Genomic DNA, 20127 nt, shown 5'->3' with positions numbered 1-20127 from the left:
TCGGGCTCCTCGGGTCAGACGGTGGTCAGGCCGATCGGGCGGTGATCGCCGGCCCACGCCGTGACCGGGGCGAAGCCCTGGTGGCCGTACTCGCCGAAGACCGTCAGCGGGCGGCCGGTGGACACCGCGGCCAGCCGCCAGAGGGCCGCCTCCGGGACGGCCGAGGAGCGGACCGGGACGGTGTGGTGGCCGTCCGTCAGCTGCCAGCCGTCCGGAGTGCGGACCGGGACGACCCCGGCGAGGACGGTGGGCCAGGCGTCCAGCCACGGATCGTCGGCGACGGCGGTGCCGTAGCCGGCCGCCGCCTCGGCGACGGTGAGGCCTTCGGGCGCGGCGGCCGGGCCGGGCTCGGGGGCGCCGTACCGGGTGCCGAGGGCGGCCCGCAGCGGCCGGGCGCCGGGATGGAAGGCGAGCTCGGCCTCCAGCAGGTGGCCGGTCGGGACGGCGAGGTCGGGGGCCCGGCCGGGGCGGCCGAAGGCGAGCAGCAGGGCCGGTCGGCCGGTCTTGGCGCCGCGCAGCCAGACCCGGCGGGTGGTCAGGCGGTCGTCCGCGGTGTCCCTGCTGCCCAGGACCTGCCAGCGGTCCCGGACGGTGGGCCCGGCGAGGACTTCGGCGGCGTCGGTGGTGTACCCGACCCGGGTGCGCACGGTCGCGGCCAGCGCGGCCGGCAGCTCATCGATCCGGGTGGCGGCGGTGGCCAGCAGGTGGAGCATCGCGTACTCCTCCAGGAGCCGGTCCTGCGGGAGGCCGTCGAGCTCGCGGACCCGGGCGGCGAGGCCCGGCGCCTGGGCGTCGACCATGCGGGCGGCCACCTCCTCCCACGGCCCGGCGGCGGACCGGTCGGCCAGGCCGTGCCGGATCCGGTCGGCGAGGCGCAGCCGCAGCTCGGCCGCGCCGGCGGCGACCCGGGCGCCGCGCTGCTCGGCCCGGCGGCGGGCGGCGGCCGGATCGGCTTGAACAGGGGACTCGGCGGCGGCTTCCGGGGCGCGCTCCCGCCGGGCCGAGAGCCAGTCGGCCGCCCAGTCGGCGGGCTCGGCGGCGGGGACGGCCTCCGGGGTGCCGCTCCACAGCAGGAGGAGTCCGAGCGCGTGCTTGCACGGGAACTTCCGGCTCGGGCAGGTGCACTGGTAGGCGGGCGTGGCGAGTTCGACCACCGTGCGGTACGGCGTGCTGCCGCTGCCCCGGCACTCGCCCCAGACCGCGACGCCGTCGGTGCCCGCCGCCGACCAGGGAGCGGGCGTGGAGAACGTGCCGGCGGCCTTCTGCGACGCGGCGTCAGGTGCGAGGGACAGGACGTGTTCGGTGCTCCAGCGTTCCTCCATGGCATCGACGGTAGGCCGCGGCACTGACATCGCCCTGACTGCCCGTCCGCCCCTGACCGTCCGCCCGGCGAGTGTCAGTGGCCCGGTGCAGGGTGGTTGTCGCAGTCCCACCCGTCGCCCCTCCTGTTTGCTCCCCCGATCCACCTCGCCGGCCCGCCACCCGGCGGCACGACCAGAAGGAGCCGTCCCATGACCGACGTTCTGCGGCAGCACGCCGAGGACGCCTTCGCCGGCGAACTGGCCGCCCTGGCCGCGCAGGACGACCGGCCGCGTCCCGAGCGCTGGAAGCTGTCCCCGTGGGCCGTGGCCACGTACCTGCTCGGCGGCGAACTCGCCGACGGCACCCGGATCACACCGAAGTACATCGGCCCGCGCCGGGTGGTCGAGGTCGCCGTCACGACCCTGGCGACGGACCGTGCGCTGCTGCTGCTCGGCGTTCCCGGCACCGCCAAGACCTGGGTGTCGGAGCACCTGGCCGCCGCCATCAGCGGCGACTCCACGCTGCTGGTGCAGGGCACCGCCGGCACCCCCGAGGAGGCCGTCCGGTACGGCTGGAACTACGCCCAACTGCTCACCCGCGGCCCCAGCCGGGACGCCCTGGTGCCCTCGCCGCTGATGCGGGCGATGGCGGACGGCAAGCTCGCCCGGATCGAGGAGCTGACCCGGATCCCGGCCGACGTGCAGGACAGCCTGATCACCGTCCTGTCCGAGAAGACGCTGCCGGTACCGGAGTTGGGCACCGAGACGCAGGCCGTCCGGGGCTTCAACGTGATCGCCACCGCGAACGACCGGGACCGCGGCGTCAACGAGCTGTCCAGCGCGCTGCGCCGCCGGTTCAACACCGTGGTGCTGCCGCTGCCGGCCTCGCTGGAGGAGGAGGTCGACATCGTCACCCGCCGGGTCGACCAGCTCGGCCGGTCCCTGGAGCTGCCCGAACTGCCCGGCGGCGCCGAGGAGATCAGGCGGGTCGTCACGGTCTTCCGCGAGCTGCGGGCCGGCATCACGGTGGACGGCAGGACGAAGGTCAAGACGCCGAGCGGCACGCTCTCCACCGCGGAGGCGATCTCGGTGGTGACCAACGGACTTGCCCTGGCCGCCCACTTCGGCGACGGCGTGCTGCGCGCCGGGGACGTGACGGCGGGCATCCTCGGTGCCGTCGTCCGCGACCCGGTGGCGGACGGGGCGGTGTGGCGCGAGTACGTCGAAGGAGTGGTGCGCGAGCGCGACGGCTGGAAGGACTTCTACCGGGCCGCCCGCGAGGAGGTGCGGTGAACGACCCCGAGGTGGCGCTGCTCGGCATCCGCCACCACGGCCCCGGCTCGGCCCGGTCGGTGGCCGCCGCGCTCGCGCAGCTGCGGCCGGACGCGGTGCTGATCGAGGGCCCGCCCGAGGCCGACGGCATCGTCGGGCTGGCCGCCGAGAAGGACCTGGTGCCGCCGGTCGCGCTGCTGGCGCACGCGGTGGACGACCCGGCGCGCGCCGCGTTCTGGCCGTACGCCGAGTTCTCCCCGGAGTGGGTGGCGATCCGGTACGCCGTCGACCGGGATCTGCCGGTCCGCTTCATCGACCTCCCGGCCGCGTACGGCTTCGGCGCCGCGGATACCGACGTACCGGCCGCCGACGAACCGGCCGCCGACCCGATCGCCCTGCTCGCCGAGGCGGCCGGGCACGACGACCCCGAGCGCTGGTGGGAGGACGTGGTCGAGCACCGGGCGCCCGGCGCGGACGCCCTGGCGCCCTTCGCGGCGGTCGCCGAGGCGATGGCGGCACTGCGCGAGGAGGGCCTCGGCGAGTCCCGCCGGGACCTGCTGCGCGAGGCCCACATGCGGCAGCGGATCCGCGCCGCCCGGCGGGCCGGGCACCGGCGGATCGCCGTCGTCTGCGGGGCGTTCCACGTGCCCGCGCTCGCCGCCATGCCGACCATCGCCCACGACCGGGCGCTGCTCGCGGAGCTGCCGAAGAAGACCAGGGCGGACATCACCTGGGTGCCCTGGACGCACCGCCGGCTCTCCCAGGCCGCCGGCTACGGCGCGGGCGTGGAATCGCCCGGCTGGTACCACCACCTCCACGCCGCTGAGGGCGACCCGGTGCCGCGCTGGCTCGCCCGGGCCGCCGAACTGCTGCGCGCCGAGGACCATCCGGTCTCCTCGGCGCACGTGATCGAGGCGGTCCGGCTGGCCGAGACCCTGGCGGCGCTGCGCGGACGGCCGCTGGCCGGGCTCACCGAGACCCTGGACGCCGTCCGCGCGGTGATGTGCGACGGCTCCGACGTCGCACTGGAACTCGTCCGCGACCGCCTGGTGATCGGCGACGCCCTCGGCGAAGTGCCCGACGCCGCACCGGCCGTGCCGCTCCAGCGGGACCTCACCCGGCTCCAGCGCACCTTGCGGCTCAAGCCCGTGGCCACGCCCCGGGACCTCGACCTCGACCTGCGCAGGGACACCGATGCCGCCCGCTCGCGCCTGCTGCACCGGCTGCGGCTGCTCGGCGTGGACTGGGGTGTGCCCGCCCGGTCCGCGGTCGCCTCCACCGGAACGTTCCGGGAGAGCTGGCGGCTGTGCTGGCAGCCCGAGTTCGCGGTCCGGATCGCCGAAGCCGCCCAGTGGGGCACCACCGTCGAGGAGGCGGCCGTCGCCAAGGCCGTCGGCGAGGCCCGCGCCGCCGCGGAACTCGCCGAGCTCACCGGCCTGGTGGAGACCTGCCTGCTGGCCGGCCTGCCCGGCGCCCTGCCCGCGGTGATGCGGGTGCTCGCCGACCGCGCCGCCCTGGACACCGACGTCGCCCACCTGGCCGGCGCCCTGCCCGCCCTCGTCCGCGCGCTGCGCTACGGCGACGTGCGCGGCACCGACCACGGCGCGCTCGGCGCGGCCGCCACCGGCCTGGCCGACCGCATCTGCGTCGGGCTGCCGCCCGCCTGCGTCGGCCTGGACGCCGAGCACGCGGCGACCATGCGCGCCCGGCTCGACGAGGTGCACGGCGCGATCGCCCTGCTCGCCGCCGACGCTGACGGCCTGGCCGACCGCTGGGCCGCCGCCCTGCGCTCGCTGGCCCGCCGCGAACCGGCCGGCGGACCGGCCACCGGCGCCCCCGGCCTCCTCCGCGGCCGCGCCGTTCGGCTGCTGCTGGACGACGGACGGCTCGACTCCGACGAGGCCGGCCGGCGCCTGAGCCTGGTCCTCTCCACCGCCAACGCCCCGGCGGATGCGGCCGGTTGGATCGAGGGCTTCCTCACGGGCGGCGGCGCCCTGCTGCTGCACGACCCCCGGCTGCTCGCGCTGCTCGACGAGTGGCTGACCGGCGTGCCCGGCGAGGCCTTCACCGACGTGCTGCCGCTGCTGCGCCGGACGTTCGCCGGCCTGGAGACGGGCGTCCGCCGCACCGTCGGCGCCCGGGTCGCGGCCGGCCCGCTCGACGCCGAACACCTCGGCGAGCCCGCCGCCGGCGAGCTCGACCGCGGCCGGGCCGACGCCGCCGTGCCGGTGATGGCCATGCTGCTCGGCGTCCGGCCGTTCATCCCCCGGCAGGCCGCCGGCCGCAACACCTGACCCGCGTTGCGACCCGCGCTGCCACCCGTGACGTTGCCACCCGTGAAGGAGGACCCCATGACGACCACGACCGACGAACGCCTCCGCCGGTGGCGCCTGGTGCTCGGCGGCGAGGCCGACGGTACCGGCCGCACCCTGCGCGGCCGCGACGCCGCGATGGACGGCGCCCTCGCCGCGCTCTACCGCGGAGCCCCCGAGGAGACCGGCCGGTCCGCCCGAGGCGGCCGGCGCGGCGCCGGCCTCGGCGGCTCGGCCCCGCAGGTGGCGCGCTGGCTCGGTGACATCCGCAGCTACTTCCCGTCCACCGTCGTGCAGGTCATGCAGCAGGACGCGATCACCCGGCTCGGCCTGGACCGCCTGCTGCTGGAACCCGAGATGCTCGCCGCCGTCGAACCGGACGTCCACCTCGTCGGCACCCTGCTCTCGCTCAGGCACGCGCTGCCCGAGACCACCCGGGAGACCGCCCGTGCCGTCGTCGGCCGCGTCGTCGCCGACCTGGAGCGCCGGCTCGCCGACCGGACCAGGGCCACCCTGGGCGGCGCCCTCGACCGCAGCGCCAGGGTGAACCGCCCGCGCCACCGCGACATCGACTGGGACCGCACCCTGCGGGCCAACCTCCGGAACTACCTGCCAGAGCACGGCTCCGTCGTCCCCGAACGGCTGGTCGGCCACGCCCGCGCCCGGCGCGCGGTCAGGAAGGACGTCATCCTCTGCGTCGACCAGTCCGGCTCGATGGCGCCGTCCGTGGTCCACTCGGCGGTCTTCGGCGCGGTGCTCGCCTCGATGCGGACGCTGGACACCAGGCTCGTCGTCTTCGACACCTCGGTGGTCGACCTCACCGAGCAGCTCACCGACCCGGTCGACGTCCTCTTCGCCACCCGGCTCGGCGGCGGCACCGACATCAACCGCGCCCTCGCCTACTGCCAGTCCAGGATCACCCGCCCCGCCGAGACCGTCGTGGTGCTGATCAGCGACCTCTACGAGGGCGGTATCCGGGACGAGATGCTCCGGCGGGTCGCCGCGATGAAGGCGGCCGGCGTCCAGTTCGTCGCCCTGCTCGCCCTCTCCGACGAGGGCGCGCCCGCCTACGACCACGCCCACGCCGCCGCCCTGGCCGCCCTCGGCGCGCCGGCCTTCGCCTGCACCCCGGACGCCTTCCCCGAGATCATGGCGGCGGCGATCGAGAAGCGGCCGATCCCCCGGCACCTGATCAAGGGGGCCGACCAGGGGGCCTGACCAGGGACGCGACGGATTCACCCGGACGTGCGAAACCCACCGACCGGTGGTCCGGGTGTGCGCCACGCGGTTCTAGGCTGTTCTGTGACGGTTCTCACCAAAGACGGGCCGGTCCCGGGCGAAAGAGTCCCGTCCCACGGGGATAACCTGCCAGACGGACGTGACGCGCGTGTTGATTGACGTGTGCGCCCGTGGCTGTGTGGGCCGCAAGGCCGTACCTCTGCGTACCCGCACCGCCCCGACGACCCGCAGCGAAGATCCTGCCGTGGCACGCTCGTAGAGACACAATCCGCGACCACGAACAAGGACAAACACGTGGACCTGTTCGAGTACCAGGCGAGGGACCTCTTCGCCAAGCACGGCGTGCCCGTGCTTGACGGGGCTGTCATCGAGACCGCCGCAGACGCTGCCGCCATCGCGGAGCGCTTCGGTGGCCGCGCCGTCATCAAGGCTCAGGTGAAGGTCGGTGGCCGAGGCAAGGCCGGTGGCGTCAAGCTCGCCACCGACCCGGCGGACGCCGTCGCCAAGGCCGAGCAGATCCTCGGCATGGACATCAAGGGCCACACCGTCCACAAGGTGATGCTGGCCCAGACCGCGGACATCAAGGAGGAGTACTACGTCTCCTACCTGCTGGACCGCGCCAACCGCACCTTCCTGGCCATGGCCAGCGTCGAGGGCGGCATGGACATCGAGGAGGTCGCGGCCACCAAGCCCGAGGCCCTCGCGAAGATCCCGGTCGACGCCAACGAGGGCGTGACCGACGAGAAGGCCCGCGAGATCGTCGCCGCCGCGAAGTTCCCGGCCGAGATCGCCGACCAGGCCGTCGAGGTCCTGAAGACCCTGTGGACCGTCTTCATCAAGGAGGACGCCCTCCTGGTCGAGGTCAACCCGCTGGTCAAGTCCGGTGACGGCAAGCTCATCGCGATCGACGGCAAGGTCTCGCTGGACGCGAACGCCGACTTCCGCCAGGCCGAGCACGAGGCGCTGGAGGACAAGGCCGCGGCCAACCCGCTGGAGGCCGCCGCCAAGGCCAAGGGCCTGAACTACGTCAAGCTCGAGGGCCAGGTCGGCATCATCGGCAACGGCGCGGGCCTCGTCATGAGCACCCTCGACGTGGTCGCCTACGCCGGTGAGAACCACGGCGGCGTCAAGCCCGCCAACTTCCTCGACATCGGTGGCGGCGCCTCCGCCGAGGTCATGGCGAACGGCCTGGAGATCATCCTGGGCGACCCCGACGTCAAGTCGGTCTTCGTCAACGTCTTCGGTGGCATCACCGCCTGTGACGCGGTCGCCAACGGCATCGTGCAGGCCCTGGCCCTCCTCGAGGAGAAGGGCGAGGAGGTCACCAAGCCTCTGGTCGTCCGTCTGGACGGCAACAACGCCGAGCTGGGTCGCAAGATCCTGACCGACGCCAACCACCCGCTGGTCCAGCAGGTGGACACCATGGACGGCGCCGCAGACCGCGCCGCCGAGCTGGCCAACAAGTAAGGAAGGGGACTTTCACACCATGGCTATCTTCCTTACCAAGGACAGCAAGGTCATCGTCCAGGGCATGACCGGCTCCGAGGGCATGAAGCACACCCGCCGCATGCTCGCCTCCGGCACCCAGATCGTCGGCGGTGTCAACCCGCGCAAGGCCGGTACCACGGTCGACGTCGACGGCACCGAGATCCCGGTCTTCGGCTCCGTCGCCGAGGCGATGGAGAAGACCGGTGCGGACGTCACCGTCGTCTTCGTCCCGCCGGCGTTCACCAAGGCCGCCGTCGTCGAGGCCATCGACGCCGAGATCGGCCTGGCCGTCGTCATCACCGAGGGCGTCCCGGTGCACGACACCGCCGCCTTCTGGGCGTACGCGGGCTCGAAGGGCAACAAGACCCGGATCATCGGCCCGAACTGCCCCGGCCTGATCAGCCCCGGACAGTCGAACGCCGGCATCATCCCGGCCGACATCACCAGCTCCGGCAAGATCGGTCTGGTCTCGAAGTCCGGCACCCTGACCTACCAGCTCATGTACGAGCTGCGCGACATCGGCTTCTCCTCGGCCGTGGGCATCGGCGGTGACCCGGTCATCGGCACCACCCACATCGACGCCCTCAAGGCCTTCCAGGAGGACCCGGAGACCGAGATCATCGTCATGATCGGTGAGATCGGTGGCGACGCCGAGGAGCGTGCCGCGGCGTACATCAAGGAGAACGTGACCAAGCCGGTCGTCGGCTACGTCGCGGGCTTCACCGCCCCGGAGGGCAAGACCATGGGCCACGCCGGCGCCATCGTCTCCGGCTCCTCGGGCACCGCCCAGGCCAAGAAGGAGGCCCTCGAGGCCGCCGGTGTCAAGGTCGGCAAGACGCCGTCCGAGACCGCCCGCCTGGCGCGCGAGATCATCGCCGGCTGACGTCAGCCAGCCGCAACGCCGAGTGCCCCTGTCCGGTCCGCCGGGCGGGGGCACTCGCGGTTTCCCACCGCTCGCGGCTTCTCAGCACTGCGGCTTCTCAGCACTTCGGTCTCTCACCGCGCGCGGTTCCTCACCGGACGGGATCGCAGGGCGGCAGCTCCCAGCGGGCACACGCCGGAGGCCCCTCCGGTGGCGGGGCCTCCGCCCCTCGCCGGGCCACCGGCAGCTCCCACAGCCCGACCGCCCGCGGCGGCGGATCCACCACCACCGCCTCCACCCCCGGCGTCGGACTGCACCACAGACTGCTGACCCCGCTCGGCGGCCCACCCGGCACCACGGGCACCCGCGGCCCGTCCGCATCCGCCAACGGGACACAGACCGACGGCGTCGGCGGATCCGCCGGCCGGAACAGCGCCGCCGGCCGCCCACCCGCCAGCGTCACCGCCGCCGCCCCGCCCACCGCCACCGTCAACAGCGCCGCCGCTCCCGTCCGCGCCGCACTCAGCAATCCGTGCCGGGCCCGCAACAACGGCACCGCCGGCCGACGCGGCTGCGGACATCCCCGTACGGCCGCTTGGTGCAGCAGCACGGTCAACCGGTCGGCGAACCCCGGCTCCGCCGGATCCGGCCCCACCAGCTCCGGCACCCACTGCGCCAACGCCGCCCGCGCCGCCCACACCCGGCCCTCCGCGGCGGCCAGCGTCGACTCCACCTCCACCGCCACGGCGGCGGCCGGCAGCCCCAGCCCGTCATGCAGCACCAGCGTCCGGCGCTGCGGCCGGGACAACCGCCTGAGCGCCTTGAGCAGCGCCCGGTCCCGATCCGTCAGCCGGTCGTGATCCGGCAGCACCGCCTGCGACTCGTCCGCCGGCCGCACCCTGATCCGCCGGTGCGGCAGCCGCCACAGATGCGCCCGGCGCGGCCCACCCCGATGCCACGGCGACAACGCCAGCTCACAGGCCCGCACCCGCACCCACCCCTCCGGGTCCCCCGCCCCGACCGCCTTGCCCCATGCCCGCCGCGCCTCCCCGAACGCCCGCCGCACGCAGTGCAGCGCCCGATGGCGGCACGCCGTCAGCAGGAACACCTGCTGCACCAACCGCGCATGCGCCCCCTCGTACACCTCCTCGAAGCTCCACCCACCCGCACCCCGTTCCCCGGCACGGCCGGCTGCCCGACGCCCATCGGCGGGCCCGCCACGCCGCTCGGCCGCCTCGCCCTGGCTTCCGGTCGGCGGCTGCGCTGTCCGCTGGTCGCTTCGTCGGGCGGCGGGGGTCGTGGCGGGCTTGACCGTCGGGCGCTCGCCGTCGGTGCGGGGTGAATCGGCGGGTGTGCTTCCGCCGGGCTCCTCGGCAGGGCCGTTCGAAGTCGCAGGGCCGTTCGGAGTCGCCGCGTCGGATGGGCCGGGCGGGGTAGACGGGAGCTCGCCGTCGGCGGGGCCGGTGTCGGCGGGCGTGGTCCTGCCGCCTCGTCCGGTGCGGGTTCCGCCGGGTGCAGCGGTTCGACGGGCGCGCGCCCGGTCCTGGCCGCTGCGCTCGGTGCGCTCGCCGGTGTCCGCCGACGGGAGGCGGAGATGCGCGGCGAGGGCCACGGCGTCGGCCGGCGTTGCGGCGCCGAGTTTGCGCATGGCGCGGTGGAGGTGGTTGCGGGCGGTGGCCGGGGTGATGCCGAGGGCGGTGGCCGTCCGGGGGAGGTCGTGGCCGGCGACGAGGTGGGCGAGGGCCTGGGCCTCACGGGGCGTCAGTTTCCGGAGGAGGTCGGCCGCGTCCTGGCCGGTGCGGGCGGGCGGCGTGGTCATCAGACGCTCCGGGCCGGGGCACCGGCGGCTTGGGGGCAAAGTCTGAAAATGCGCATAAGCCCATAATCTGGGACACGGCGGCGGTTTGCCGCTTCACGGAGCATGGCGAGTCGCCTTGGCACGATGAGGCGCATGACGCAGCTGATGGGCCGTCCGATCCTGGAGGTGTCCGGCGAACTGGGCGGTCGCCCCGTTCTGTCCGACCTGCTGACCGGGGTGCGGACGGCGCTGGTCGGCCTGGCGGTGGTCGCGGTGCCGGTGCTCGGGCTGTGGGTGGTGACACCGTACGCGGACGACAGTGCGGCCCCCGCCACCCGGCTGGCGGGGGCATTGTGGCTGGTGGGACACGGTGCGCCGGTGCTGCGTGGGGACGCGGAGGCACCGCTGACGATGACTCCGCTGCTGCTGGGGGTGCTGGCGGTGGTGCAGCTGTTCCGGGTGGGTGCCCGGGTGACGGCGCGGCGCGGCCTGCGGTCGCGGTGGGGCGGCCCGCTGGCGGTGTGGGCGGGCTACTGCGGGGTGGCGGTCGCAGTGGCGGTGCACTGCGCGGGTGCGGGGTTGTTCCGGACGCGAGTGCTGCCGGACGTCCTCGTGGTGGCGCTGCTCGCCGGCTTCGCGACGGGCGCGGGCGCGCGTTCGGCGGACGAGCCCCGGGCTGGGGCCGCGTGGCCGGTGTGGGAGCGACTGCCGGGGTGGGCCCGTCCGACGGGCTGTGCGGGGGCGGTCCGCCGGTCGGCGCTGGCGTCGGGGGCGGGGCTGGTGGCGGGGGGCGGGGTGCTGGTGGCGGTCGCGGCGGTGTCGGACGCGGTGGCCGGGGGCGGCCGGGGGATGGCGGTGCTGGGGCGGGGGCCGACGGCGGTCGTGGGACTGGTGCTGCTGGCGGTGGTGCTGGTGCCGAACGCCGTGGTGTGGGGTGCGGCGTACGCGCTGGGGCCGGGGTTCGCGGTGGGGACGGGGACGGTGGTGGCGCCGGGTGGCACGGTGCTCGGCCCGGTGCCCGAGTTCCCGCTGTTCGCGCTGCTGCCGGAGTCGGGCCCGGGCGGCTGGCGTCTGGCGGCGATGCTGCTGCCCGTCCTGGCGGGTGTGGTCCCGGCGGTCCTGTTGGGCCGTGCGGCGGCGAAGGACACGGCGAAGGACGCGGGGGAGGACGCGGGGGAGGACCCGTGGCATCCGGCGGCGACGGCGCTGGCGGTCGTGGCGGCGGCGTTGCTGGCGGGTGCGGGGGCGGCCTTGCTGGCGTGGCTGTCCGGTGGCGCGCTGGCGGGTGGCCGGATGGCCCGGCTGGGGCCGGTGCCGTGGTGGACGGGCCTGGCCGCGGCGGGCTGGTTCGTCGCGGTGGTGGTGCCGGGTGCGCTGCTGGTGCGGTACCGGGTGCTCAGTCCGGGTCGTCCGGGTGCGGCGGCCTTCGGCGCACTGTCCGGCGCCGTGCGCCGGCTCGGGTGGCTGCTGCGCGCCCGCGTGCACGCGCTGGTGGCGCGCCTGGGCGGGCGCGCCCAGGCGCACGAACCGGCCGACTAGTTGTCGTTCCTAGTCGTCGTTCCCGACCAGGTCGACGTACCACGGGGGCGCCAGCCGGCTGCAGTTGTCGGCGCCGACCGAGGTCAGGGAGTCCCGGACGCAGGTGACGTAGTCCTGGTAGTAGAGCCCGAAGCCGATCACCGAGGACGCGAGCATGACGGTCATCGCGCCGGTGAGCACCCCGGAGAGCGCGGCCGGGGTGATCGGGCTCGACGCGGCGGGGACGAAGCCCACCGGGCCGCTGGCGGACGGCTTGGGTGCGCGCATCGCGGTGATGCCCCACAGGATGCCGAGCGCGCCGACGAACAGTGCGACGAGGGGGAAGCCGGCGAGCATGCTGACCAGCGCGAACAGCCCCGCGAACGCGGCGTTGCGGGCCTTGCGCTGGACCGGGTCGGTGGGGTCGAGCCGGGGCGGCTGCGGGGCCGGCGGGTGGGGCTGCCGGCCGTCGTGGCCGGGGCCCCACGGGTGCGGCTGCCCCTGGGGGTGCTCGCCGGCGCCGTCGCCGTCGGGGTGGTCCGCGCCTTCGCCGGGGTGGGGGGCGGGGGTGCGGGGCTGCCACGGCTGTTCCGGGGCATCCGCCGGCGGCGGCGCGAAGGGGTTGCGCTCGCCGGTGTTGTCACCGCTGCTCATGGTTCAGCCATTCCTTCTCGGTCGGTGGGGCGGTCGCCCGCGCCCCCTATGATCCCGCAGCCGTCCTCGCGCGCCCCCGGCGGCCCGCGAGGACGGCCCGAGGAGATCCCCGTCTCAACTACGCGCGTAGCGCCGCCTGGAGGGTTCGGAGGCCGTCCGACCAGCCGTTATCGTGGTGACGGTCAGCAGCTCACATCGGTTCCCGGGTGCCCGCGTCGCGGCGGGTTCTCCTGGTGTTCCGCCTCGCTCGACCTGCCGTTCGTAGTGGCCCCACCGCCGGTGGACGTACCAGCGGGCGGCGCCCGACCTACGGAGAATCGCGCAGTGGCCGCCGCCCCCGCTCAGCTCTTCCCGCCCCGTACGCCCGGACCGGCCCGCCTGGTGGTGCTGGTCTCCGGCTCGGGTACCAATCTGCAGGCGCTGATCGACGCCGTCGCCGACCCGGCCTACGGGGCCGAGATCATCGCCGTGGGCGCGGACCGGGAGGGCATCGCCGGTCTGGAGCGGGCCGAGAAGGCGGGACTGCCGACCTTCGTCCACCGGGTGAAGGACTACCCGGACCGGGCCGACTGGGACCGCGCCCTGACCGCGTCCGTCGCCGGCCACGAGCCGGACCTGGTGGTCACGGCAGGCTTCATGAAGATCCTCGGCCCCGAGTTCATCGCGGCCTTCGGGGGACGGATCGTCAACACCCATCCCGCACTGCTGCCGTCCTTCCCCGGCGCCCACGGCGTCACCGACGCGCTCGCGTACGGGGTGAAGGTCACCGGCTGCACCGTCCACCTGGTCGACGCCGGGGTGGACACCGGGCCGATCATCGCGCAGGGCGTCGTCGAGGTCGCCGACGCCGATCACGCCGATGGCGGCGAAGCGCTGCACGAGCGCATCAAGACAGTCGAGCGCAAGCTGCTCGTCGACGTCGTGGGCCGACTGGCCCGCGAGGGTCACCGCATCGAGGACCGAAAGGTATGGATTCCGGCATGAGTGCCAGCTCCACCACGCCCCCCGTTTCGGAGAACGTCCGTCCGATCCGTCGCGCACTGATCAGCGTGTACGACAAGACCGGTCTGGAGGAGCTGGCCCAGGGCCTGCACGCCGCCGGGGTCGCCATCGTCTCCACCGGCTCCACCGCCGGCCGGATCGCCGCCGCGGGTGTCCCGGTGACCGAGGTCTCCGAGCTGACCGGCTTCCCGGAGTGCCTGGACGGGCGCGTGAAGACGCTGCACCCCCGCGTGCACGCCGGTGTGCTCGCCGACCTGCGGCTGGAGTCGCACCGCGCGCAGCTGGCCGAGCTGGGCGTCGAGCCCTTCGACCTGGTCGTGGTGAACCTCTACCCGTTCAAGGCCACCGTCGCCTCCGGCGCCACCCCGGACGAGTGCGTCGAGCAGATCGACATCGGCGGCCCGAGCATGGTCCGCGCGGCCGCCAAGAACCACCCGTCGGTGGCCGTCGTGGTCGACCCGGCCCGCTACGGGGACGTGCTGAAGGCCGTCCAGGAGGGCGGCTTCGACCTGGCCACCCGCAAGCGCCTGGCCGGTGCCGCGTTCGCCCACACCGCCGCCTACGACGTGGCGGTCGCCTCCTGGTTCGAGGCCGGCTACGCGCCGAGCGACGATCGGTTCCCGGAGTTCCTGGGCGCCACCTGGGAGCGGCAGAACGTGCTGCGCTACGGGGAGAACCCGCACCAGGGCGCCGCGCTGTACAGCGACGGCAGCGGCGGCCTGGCCGGTGCGCAGCAGCTGCACGGCAAGGAGATGTCGTACAACAACTACGTCGACACCGACGCCGCCCGCCGCGCCGCGTACGACCACGCCGAGCCGGCCGTAGCGATCATCAAGCACGCCAACCCGTGCGGCATCGCGATCGGCGCCGACGTCGCCGAGGCGCACCGCAAGGCGCACGAGTGCGACCCGGTCTCCGCGTACGGCGGCGTGATCGCGGTCAACCGCCCGGTCACCGTCGAGCTGGCCGAGCAGATCGCCCCGATCTTCACCGAGGTCGTCGTGGCCCCCGGCTACGAGGACGGCGCGGTCGAGGTGCTGGCCCGCAAGAAGAACCTGCGGGTGCTGCTCGCCCCCGAGGCGCCGGCCAACCGCCAGGAGGTGCGCCCGATCTCCGGCGGCGTGCTGCTCCAGGACACCGACCGGGTGCACGCCGACGGCGACGACCCTTCGACCTGGACGCTCGCGACCGGTGAGGCGCTTTCCGAGGCGGAGCTGGCCGAGCTGGCGTTCGCCTGGCGGGCCTGCCGGGCCGTCAAGTCCAACGCGATCCTGCTGGCCAAGGACGGTGCCTCGGTCGGCGTCGGCATGGGCCAGGTCAACCGGGTCGACTCCTGCAAGCTCGCGGTCGAGCGGGCCGGCGAGAGGGCCAAGGGCTCCTACGCGGCCTCGGACGCCTTCTTCCCGTTCCCGGACGGCCCGGGGATCCTGATCGCCGCGGGCGTCAGGGCGATCGTCCAGCCGGGCGGTTCGATCCGGGACGAGGAGGTCATCGCGGCCGCCGCCGAGGCCGGCGTGACGATGTACTTCACCGGCGCCCGGCACTTCTTCCACTGATCGCCGATCGCGGGACGCACTGATCGGGTGACGGCATGACAGAGCGGCCCGGCCCCCTCCGGGAAGGGGGCCGGGCCGCTCTGCCGTACCAGGTCTCTCAGTAGCGCGGCCGGGCGAACCAGGCGACGCCGTCCCTGGTGGACATCCCGACGATCATGACGATCGAGACCGCCAGCCACATCAGCGCGAAGACGAGGCCGGGCGCCGGGTTCACGTTGTTGGCGAACGAGCCGAGGAACATCAACAGGCCCCACAGCGCGCCCAGCGAGCCGTACACCAGGGCGGTGATGCGAACGGCAGGACCGCCCTGGCCGAACTTCACGCCGAGCGTGATGGAGAACACCGCGAAGAGCAGGGCCACGATGCCGACGACCACCAGCACGCTGGTCGCCGCGTTGCCGAACCCGCCGAACGGGTCGCTCTCGTAGCTGTCGTGGGCCTGCTTGGTGACCGTCTTCGTCACCGCGGACGCGATCAGGATCACGCCCGCGCCGATGATCTGCACCGCGCCGATGATGAACAGCAGCACCCGGGTGGTGACCACCAGGCCCGGCATGGTCTGCGGCACGGCCGGCGCGTACCCGTACACCGGGGCCGCCTGCGGGTAGCCGTATCCGGCGGCCGGCGGGGCCTGCTGCGGGTAGCCGTACCCGGGCTGCGGCGGCTGGCCGTACGGGTTGTTCGGGTCGGGCGGGTAACTCATCGATGCCTCCGGGCAGATACGGGGACGTGGGGACGGGACGGCGGCGGAGGCCCCGGATCCGGCCGGCGGGTCGGGACACCGGACGGACGGGACGCTGCCGAGCGCGCTGACATGCGGCCGCAGGGCCGCGGGGCCGCGACGCTCGGGGTCGGCGGCTCAGGAACGGTGCGGAGCGAGCGGAGTCGTCGACACGACCGGAATCATCGACGGCTGCGCAACGGGCGCCGCGCCGCGGATGCGGTCGGGCGGCGCGGTCTCATCTGGTCGGCTCACTGGCTCTTCCCCCGGGTACGCCCCGCCGTGGTGTCCGTCGGCCCGTCACCGGGCCGGTCGCGGCAGGGTATGCCCGCTCATCGTCGACCGGACGACAGCGCCGTGTCCAGCCGCCTCGGCGCCGGGGCCGAGACTGTGGCGCAACCGCAACGCGGCACGGACCTTCCGTGCCCGTCCGGCCGTTCGGCAGGCCCCGGTACGGCTGCTTGCCGCGATCCGGGAGAATGGGGTCATGACTGCCCAGATTCTCGATGGCAAGGCCACCGCCGCCGCGATCAAGTCCGAACTCGCCGCCCGCGTGGCGGCCCTCAAGGCCAGGGGCGTCACGCCCGGCCTCGGCACCGTCCTGGTCGGCGACGACCCGGGCAGCCGGTGGTACGTCAACGGGAAGCACAAGGACTGCGCCGAGGTCGGCATCGCCTCGATCCAGCGCGAACTGCCGGCGACCGCCAGCCAGGAGGACGTCGAGAACGTCGTCCGCGAGCTGAACGCCGACCCGGCCTGCACCGGCTACATCGTCCAGCTGCCGCTGCCCAAGGGCCTGGACCAGAACCCGGTCCTGGAGCTGATGGACCCGGACAAGGACGCGGACGGCCTGCACCCGACCTCGCTCGGCCGGCTCGCCCTGGGCATCGAGGGCCCGCTGCCCTGCACCCCGCTCGGCATCGTCGAGCTGCTGCGCCGGCACGACGTCGAGATCGACGGCGCCGAGGTGGTCGTGATCGGCCGCGGCATCACCGTCGGCCGCTCGATCGGCCTGCTGCTGACCCGCCGCAGCGAGAACGCCACCGTGACCCTGTGCCACACCGGCACCCGGGACCTGGCGTACCACCTGCGCAAGGCCGACATCGTCGTGGCCGCCGCGGGCGTGCCGCACCTGGTCAAGCCGGAGGACGTCAAGCCGGGTGCGGCGGTACTGGACGTGGGCGTCAGCCGCAGCGAGGGCAAGATCGTCGGCGACGTGCACCCGGGCGTGGCCGAGGTCGCCGGCTGGATCTCCCCGAACCCGGGCGGCGTGGGCCCGATGACCCGCGCGATGCTGCTCAACAACATCGTCGAGGCGGCCGAGCGCCGCGCCGGCGTCTGACACCACACGAGGGACGGCGAGCATGACTGAACCGCGACCGGAGCAGTCCCGGCGCAGGCCGGTCGGGACCACCGGCACGCTGCCGCCCGAGGGCTCGGCCGCGGCCCTGGGGCGCGACCACGCCCTGCCGGTCCGGCAGTGGCCGATAACGCTGGTCCTGCTGGTGGTCGGCGCCGGGCTGGCGGTCACCTGGTTCGCCGACTTCAAGGACGGCTTCAAGTACGGGCTGCTGATCCTCGGCGCCGGCGTGCTGCTCGGCGCGGTGCTGCGGCTGCTGCTGCCCGAGGTGGGGATGCTGGCGGTGCGCAGCCGCTTCACCGACGTGATCGTGCTGGCCTTCCTCGGCTCGTCGATCGTGCTGCTGACCCTGGTGGCGCAGCCGAATCCGTGGCTGGAGTTCCCGCTGCTCGACAACATCGGCCAGCTGATCGGCCGTCCCAAGCACTGACCGGCGCCGACTACCCTGCGGCCCCCGCCCGGAAACCCGGGTGGGGGCCGCGGTGCGTTGTGACGTATCAGCCAGCCCGCACACGCGGCGTAGGCTTCCCTTTGCGATAACCTGACGCAGGTCTCTCGACGTCGAGAGACCATCCTCGGCTCCAGTGCGCCGGTGTGCCTGGGGCACCTGGCGATTTGCTGGAGAAGGTAGAAATGACTCGCACCCCCGTCAACGTCACCATCACCGGAGCGGCCGGCCAGATCGGCTACGCGCTGCTCTTCCGCATCGCCTCGGGCCACCTGCTCGGTGCCGACGTGCCGGTGAACCTGCGCCTCCTGGAGATCCCGCAGGGCCTCAAGGCCGCCGAGGGCACCGCCATGGAGCTCGTCGACTGCGCCTTCCCGCTGCTGCGCGACATCAAGATCACCGACAACCCGAACGAGGCCTTCGACGGCACCAACGTCGCCCTGCTGGTCGGCGCCCGTCCGCGCACCGCGGGCATGGAGCGCGGCGACCTGCTGCAGGCCAACGGCGGCATCTTCGGCCCGCAGGGCAAGGCCATCAACGACCACGCCGCGGACGACATCAAGGTCCTGGTGGTCGGCAACCCGGCCAACACCAACGCCCTGATCGCCCAGCGCAACGCCCCGGACGTCCCGGCCGAGCGCTTCACCGCGATGACCCGTCTGGACCACAACCGCGCGGTCGGCCAGCTGGCCTCGAAGACCGGCGCCCTGGTCTCCGACATCAAGCGCGTCACCATCTGGGGCAACCACTCCGCCACCCAGTACCCGGACGTCTTCCACGCCGAGATCGCCGGCAAGCCGGCCTTCGAGGCCGTCGGCAGCGACCAGGCCTGGCTGGAGAACGACTTCATCCCGACCGTCGCCAAGCGCGGCGCCGCCATCATCGAGGCCCGCGGCGCCTCCTCGGCCGCCTCGGCCGCCAACGCCGCCATCGACCACGTGTACACCTGGGTCAACGGCACCGCCGAGGGCGACTGGACCTCCATGGGTGTCGTCTCCGACGGCTCCTACGGCGTCCCGGCCGGCCTGATCTCCTCCTTCCCGGTCACCACCAAGGACGGCAAGTTCGAGATCGTCCAGGGCCTGGAGATCTCCGACTTCTCGCGCGCCCGCATCGACGCCTCGGTCAAGGAGCTGACCGAGGAGCGCGACGCGGTCCAGGAGCTCGGCCTCATCTGAGCCACTTGAGCGCCTCGACGGCACGCCGACGGCCCGCCGCCTCCCTCCCGGGGAAGCGGCGGGCCGTCGCCCTACACTGACCCGCTGTGAACGAAACCCTCGGGGACGCCGCGCTCGTCCTCGTCTTCATCCTGCTGGGCGGGCTGTTCAACGTCGCCGAGATCTCGCTGATCTCGCTGCGCGAGGGCCAGATCCGGACGCTGGAGGCGCGCGGCACCCGGCGGTCGGCCCGGGCCGCGCACCTGGCCGCCGACCCCAACCGCTTCCTCGCCGCCGTCCAGGTCGGCGTGACCTGCATGGGCTTCCTGTCCGCCGCGTTCGGCGCGGACACCCTGGCCGGCAAGGTCGCCCCGCTGTTCGTGAAGGCCGGGCTCGCCGAGGGCGTCGCCGACGCGATCGCCCTGGTCGGCCTCACCCTGGTGATCAGCTACGTCTCGCTGGTGCTCGGCGAGCTCACCCCCAAGCGGATCGGCCTCCAGCGCGCCGAGTCCATCGCGGTGACGGCCGCGCCGGTGGTGGACGTGATGTCGGTGGTGCTGCGCCCGGTGATCTGGCTGCTCGGGCACTCCACCAACCTGATGGTCCGGCTGCTCGGCGGCGATCCGGCGGCCGGCCGCGGCTCGATGAGCTCCGAGGAGCTCCGCGGCCTGGTCGCCGCCAACACCGAACTCGGCAGCGACGAACGGGCGTTGATCGCCGACGTGTTCTCCGCCGGGGAGCGGCAGCTGCGCGAGGTGATGGTCCCGCGCACCGAGGTGACCTTCCTGGACGCCGAACGCCCGCTGGCCGCCGTCCGCCACCAGGCCGACACCTCGCCGCACTCGCGCTACCCCGTGGTCGAGGGCAGCGCCGACGCGGTGGTCGGCTTCGTCCACGTCCGCGACCTGTACGGCGCGCGCGGCGAGCAGGCCGTCAAGGTCCGCGACCTGGCCCGCCCGGTCAAGCTGCTGCCCGGCACCAAGCTGGTGCTGGAGGCGATGGGCGAGATGCGGCGCGAGGGCCACCATCTGGCCATCGTGGTGGACGAGTACGGCGGCACCGCCGGCATCGTCACCCTGGAGGACCTGGTCGAGGAGGTCATCGGCGAGATCCGGGACGAGTACGACCACCCGGAGACCGCCACCACCCGCCGGCTGGCCGGCGGCGGAATGGAGCTGGACGGCCTGCTCAACCTCCGCGACTTCACGCAGGAGACCGGCGTCACCCTGCCCGAGGGCCCGTACGAGACGGTGGCCGGCTGCCTGGTCGCCTCGCTCGGCCGGCTGCCCAGGGACGGCGACCAGGTGCGCGTCCCGGTCGATGGCGGCGCCGGGGTGCTGCTGGCGGTGGCCAAGCTGGAGGGCCGGCGGATCGCCCGCGTCAGGGTGAGTGCCGTCACACTGTCGGAACCTCCGGGGGCGGAGGTTTCCTGACCGACC

16 protein-coding genes are annotated in these 20127 nt (G+C 74.1%); 12 read left to right on the top strand and 4 right to left on the bottom strand.

Translation table 11 applies throughout. The features are described from left to right. Positions 1 to 14 precede the first annotated feature (14 nt). On the bottom strand, positions 15 to 1322 hold the full coding sequence (locus F7Q99_RS10035) for an SWIM zinc finger family protein (RefSeq protein WP_153460945.1): 1308 nt from the start codon (positions 1320 to 1322) through the stop codon (positions 15 to 17). Between the two features lie 189 nt (positions 1323 to 1511). On the opposite strand from F7Q99_RS10035, the gene F7Q99_RS10030 reads away from it, so the two are divergent. From F7Q99_RS10030 to sucD, 5 genes are all read left to right on the top strand, one after another. After that, the gene (locus F7Q99_RS10030) at positions 1512 to 2594 is read left to right on the top strand and encodes an ATP-binding protein (RefSeq protein WP_153460944.1); all 1083 of its coding nucleotides are present in this window, start codon (positions 1512 to 1514) and stop codon (positions 2592 to 2594) included. Then, positions 2591 to 4867 carry a DUF5682 family protein gene (locus F7Q99_RS10025; RefSeq protein WP_326846490.1) on the top strand — a complete coding sequence of 759 codons (2277 nt, stop codon included), beginning with the start codon at positions 2591 to 2593 and terminating at the stop codon, positions 4865 to 4867. The genes F7Q99_RS10030 and F7Q99_RS10025 overlap by 4 nt, the downstream gene beginning before the upstream one ends. Positions 4868 to 4924: 57 nt before the next feature. Then, positions 4925 to 6103 carry a VWA domain-containing protein gene (locus F7Q99_RS10020; RefSeq protein ID WP_153460943.1) on the top strand — a complete coding sequence of 393 codons (1179 nt, stop codon included), beginning with the start codon at positions 4925 to 4927 and terminating at the stop codon, positions 6101 to 6103. A 315-nt stretch (positions 6104 to 6418) separates the two neighbouring features. Beyond that, a complete protein-coding gene (gene sucC, locus F7Q99_RS10015; protein ID WP_326846489.1) occupies positions 6419 to 7591 on the top strand; it encodes an ADP-forming succinate--CoA ligase subunit beta in 1173 nt (390 codons plus the stop codon). A gap of 19 nt (positions 7592 to 7610) precedes the next feature. Further along, the gene (gene sucD / locus F7Q99_RS10010) at positions 7611 to 8495 is read left to right on the top strand and encodes a succinate--CoA ligase subunit alpha (RefSeq protein WP_153460942.1); all 885 of its coding nucleotides are present in this window, start codon (positions 7611 to 7613) and stop codon (positions 8493 to 8495) included. A gap of 130 nt (positions 8496 to 8625) precedes the next feature. Here the strand turns inward: sucD and F7Q99_RS42510 are convergent, their stop codons facing one another. Continuing rightward, positions 8626 to 10293, bottom strand: a complete 1668-nt coding sequence (locus F7Q99_RS42510) for a sigma factor-like helix-turn-helix DNA-binding protein (protein ID WP_153460941.1) — start codon at positions 10291 to 10293, stop codon at positions 8626 to 8628. Positions 10294 to 10425: 132 nt separating this feature from the next. Between F7Q99_RS42510 and F7Q99_RS10000 the strand changes: the two genes are divergently transcribed. Continuing rightward, positions 10426 to 11811 (top strand): cell division protein PerM, encoded by a 1386-nt coding sequence (locus F7Q99_RS10000; protein WP_153460940.1) that lies wholly within the window; start codon positions 10426 to 10428, stop codon positions 11809 to 11811. Between the two features lie 9 nt (positions 11812 to 11820). Here F7Q99_RS10000 and F7Q99_RS09995 read toward each other — a convergent pair whose 3' ends face one another. Then, a complete protein-coding gene (locus tag F7Q99_RS09995) occupies positions 11821 to 12444 on the bottom strand; it encodes a hypothetical protein (protein WP_153460939.1) in 624 nt (207 codons plus the stop codon). A 324-nt stretch (positions 12445 to 12768) separates the two neighbouring features. On the opposite strand from F7Q99_RS09995, the gene purN reads away from it, so the two are divergent. Together purN and purH are read left to right on the top strand one after the other, a co-directional pair. After that, on the top strand, positions 12769 to 13428 hold the full coding sequence (purN, locus tag F7Q99_RS09990) for a phosphoribosylglycinamide formyltransferase (RefSeq protein WP_326846488.1): 660 nt from the start codon (positions 12769 to 12771) through the stop codon (positions 13426 to 13428). Beyond that, on the top strand, positions 13425 to 15002 hold the full coding sequence (gene purH, locus F7Q99_RS09985; RefSeq protein WP_153460938.1) for a bifunctional phosphoribosylaminoimidazolecarboxamide formyltransferase/IMP cyclohydrolase: 1578 nt from the start codon (positions 13425 to 13427) through the stop codon (positions 15000 to 15002). The genes purN and purH overlap by 4 nt, the downstream gene beginning before the upstream one ends. A gap of 97 nt (positions 15003 to 15099) precedes the next feature. On the opposite strand, the gene F7Q99_RS09980 is transcribed toward purH, so the two are convergent. Then, positions 15100 to 15705, bottom strand: a complete 606-nt coding sequence (locus tag F7Q99_RS09980; RefSeq protein WP_153460937.1) for a hypothetical protein — start codon at positions 15703 to 15705, stop codon at positions 15100 to 15102. A 505-nt stretch (positions 15706 to 16210) separates the two neighbouring features. Here F7Q99_RS09980 and F7Q99_RS09975 point away from each other — a divergent pair. From F7Q99_RS09975 to F7Q99_RS43100, 4 genes are all read left to right on the top strand, one after another. After that, positions 16211 to 17065 carry a bifunctional methylenetetrahydrofolate dehydrogenase/methenyltetrahydrofolate cyclohydrolase gene (locus F7Q99_RS09975; RefSeq protein ID WP_153460936.1) on the top strand — a complete coding sequence of 285 codons (855 nt, stop codon included), beginning with the start codon at positions 16211 to 16213 and terminating at the stop codon, positions 17063 to 17065. A 22-nt stretch (positions 17066 to 17087) separates the two neighbouring features. Further along, on the top strand, positions 17088 to 17513 hold the full coding sequence (locus tag F7Q99_RS09970; protein ID WP_153460935.1) for a DUF3017 domain-containing protein: 426 nt from the start codon (positions 17088 to 17090) through the stop codon (positions 17511 to 17513). Positions 17514 to 17716: 203 nt separating this feature from the next. After that, positions 17717 to 18709 carry a malate dehydrogenase gene (locus F7Q99_RS09965; protein ID WP_153460934.1) on the top strand — a complete coding sequence of 331 codons (993 nt, stop codon included), beginning with the start codon at positions 17717 to 17719 and terminating at the stop codon, positions 18707 to 18709. 86 nt (positions 18710 to 18795) lie between these two features. Beyond that, complete coding sequence (locus tag F7Q99_RS43100; RefSeq protein ID WP_326846487.1) at positions 18796 to 20121, top strand: hemolysin family protein; 1326 nt, start codon at positions 18796 to 18798, stop codon at positions 20119 to 20121. Positions 20122 to 20127 lie beyond the last annotated feature (6 nt).

Source organism: Streptomyces kaniharaensis, assembly GCF_009569385.1.
GTDB classification, from domain to species: domain Bacteria; phylum Actinomycetota; class Actinomycetes; order Streptomycetales; family Streptomycetaceae; genus Kitasatospora; species Kitasatospora kaniharaensis.
The sequence above is the reverse complement of the archived record's forward strand: the minus strand, read 5'-3'. Positions and strand labels throughout refer to the sequence as shown.

Excerpts from the sequence above, each read along its gene's own strand:
- F7Q99_RS10035 (WP_153460945.1), bottom strand. The coding sequence starts at position 1,322 with ATGGAGGAACGCTGGAGCACCGAACACGTCCTGTCCCTCGCACCTGAC.
- F7Q99_RS10030 (WP_153460944.1), top strand. The coding sequence starts at position 1,512 with ATGACCGACGTTCTGCGGCAGCACGCCGAGGACGCCTTCGCCGGCGAA.
- F7Q99_RS10020 (WP_153460943.1), top strand. The coding sequence starts at position 4,925 with ATGACGACCACGACCGACGAACGCCTCCGCCGGTGGCGCCTGGTGCTC.
- sucD (WP_153460942.1), top strand. The coding sequence starts at position 7,611 with ATGGCTATCTTCCTTACCAAGGACAGCAAGGTCATCGTCCAGGGCATG.
- F7Q99_RS42510 (WP_153460941.1), bottom strand. The coding sequence starts at position 10,293 with ATGACCACGCCGCCCGCCCGCACCGGCCAGGACGCGGCCGACCTCCTC.
- F7Q99_RS10000 (WP_153460940.1), top strand. The coding sequence starts at position 10,426 with ATGACGCAGCTGATGGGCCGTCCGATCCTGGAGGTGTCCGGCGAACTG.
- F7Q99_RS09995 (WP_153460939.1), bottom strand. The coding sequence starts at position 12,444 with ATGAGCAGCGGTGACAACACCGGCGAGCGCAACCCCTTCGCGCCGCCG.
- purH (WP_153460938.1), top strand. The coding sequence starts at position 13,425 with ATGAGTGCCAGCTCCACCACGCCCCCCGTTTCGGAGAACGTCCGTCCG.
- F7Q99_RS09980 (WP_153460937.1), bottom strand. The coding sequence starts at position 15,705 with ATGAGTTACCCGCCCGACCCGAACAACCCGTACGGCCAGCCGCCGCAG.
- F7Q99_RS09975 (WP_153460936.1), top strand. The coding sequence starts at position 16,211 with ATGACTGCCCAGATTCTCGATGGCAAGGCCACCGCCGCCGCGATCAAG.
- F7Q99_RS09970 (WP_153460935.1), top strand. The coding sequence starts at position 17,088 with ATGACTGAACCGCGACCGGAGCAGTCCCGGCGCAGGCCGGTCGGGACC.
- F7Q99_RS09965 (WP_153460934.1), top strand. The coding sequence starts at position 17,717 with ATGACTCGCACCCCCGTCAACGTCACCATCACCGGAGCGGCCGGCCAG.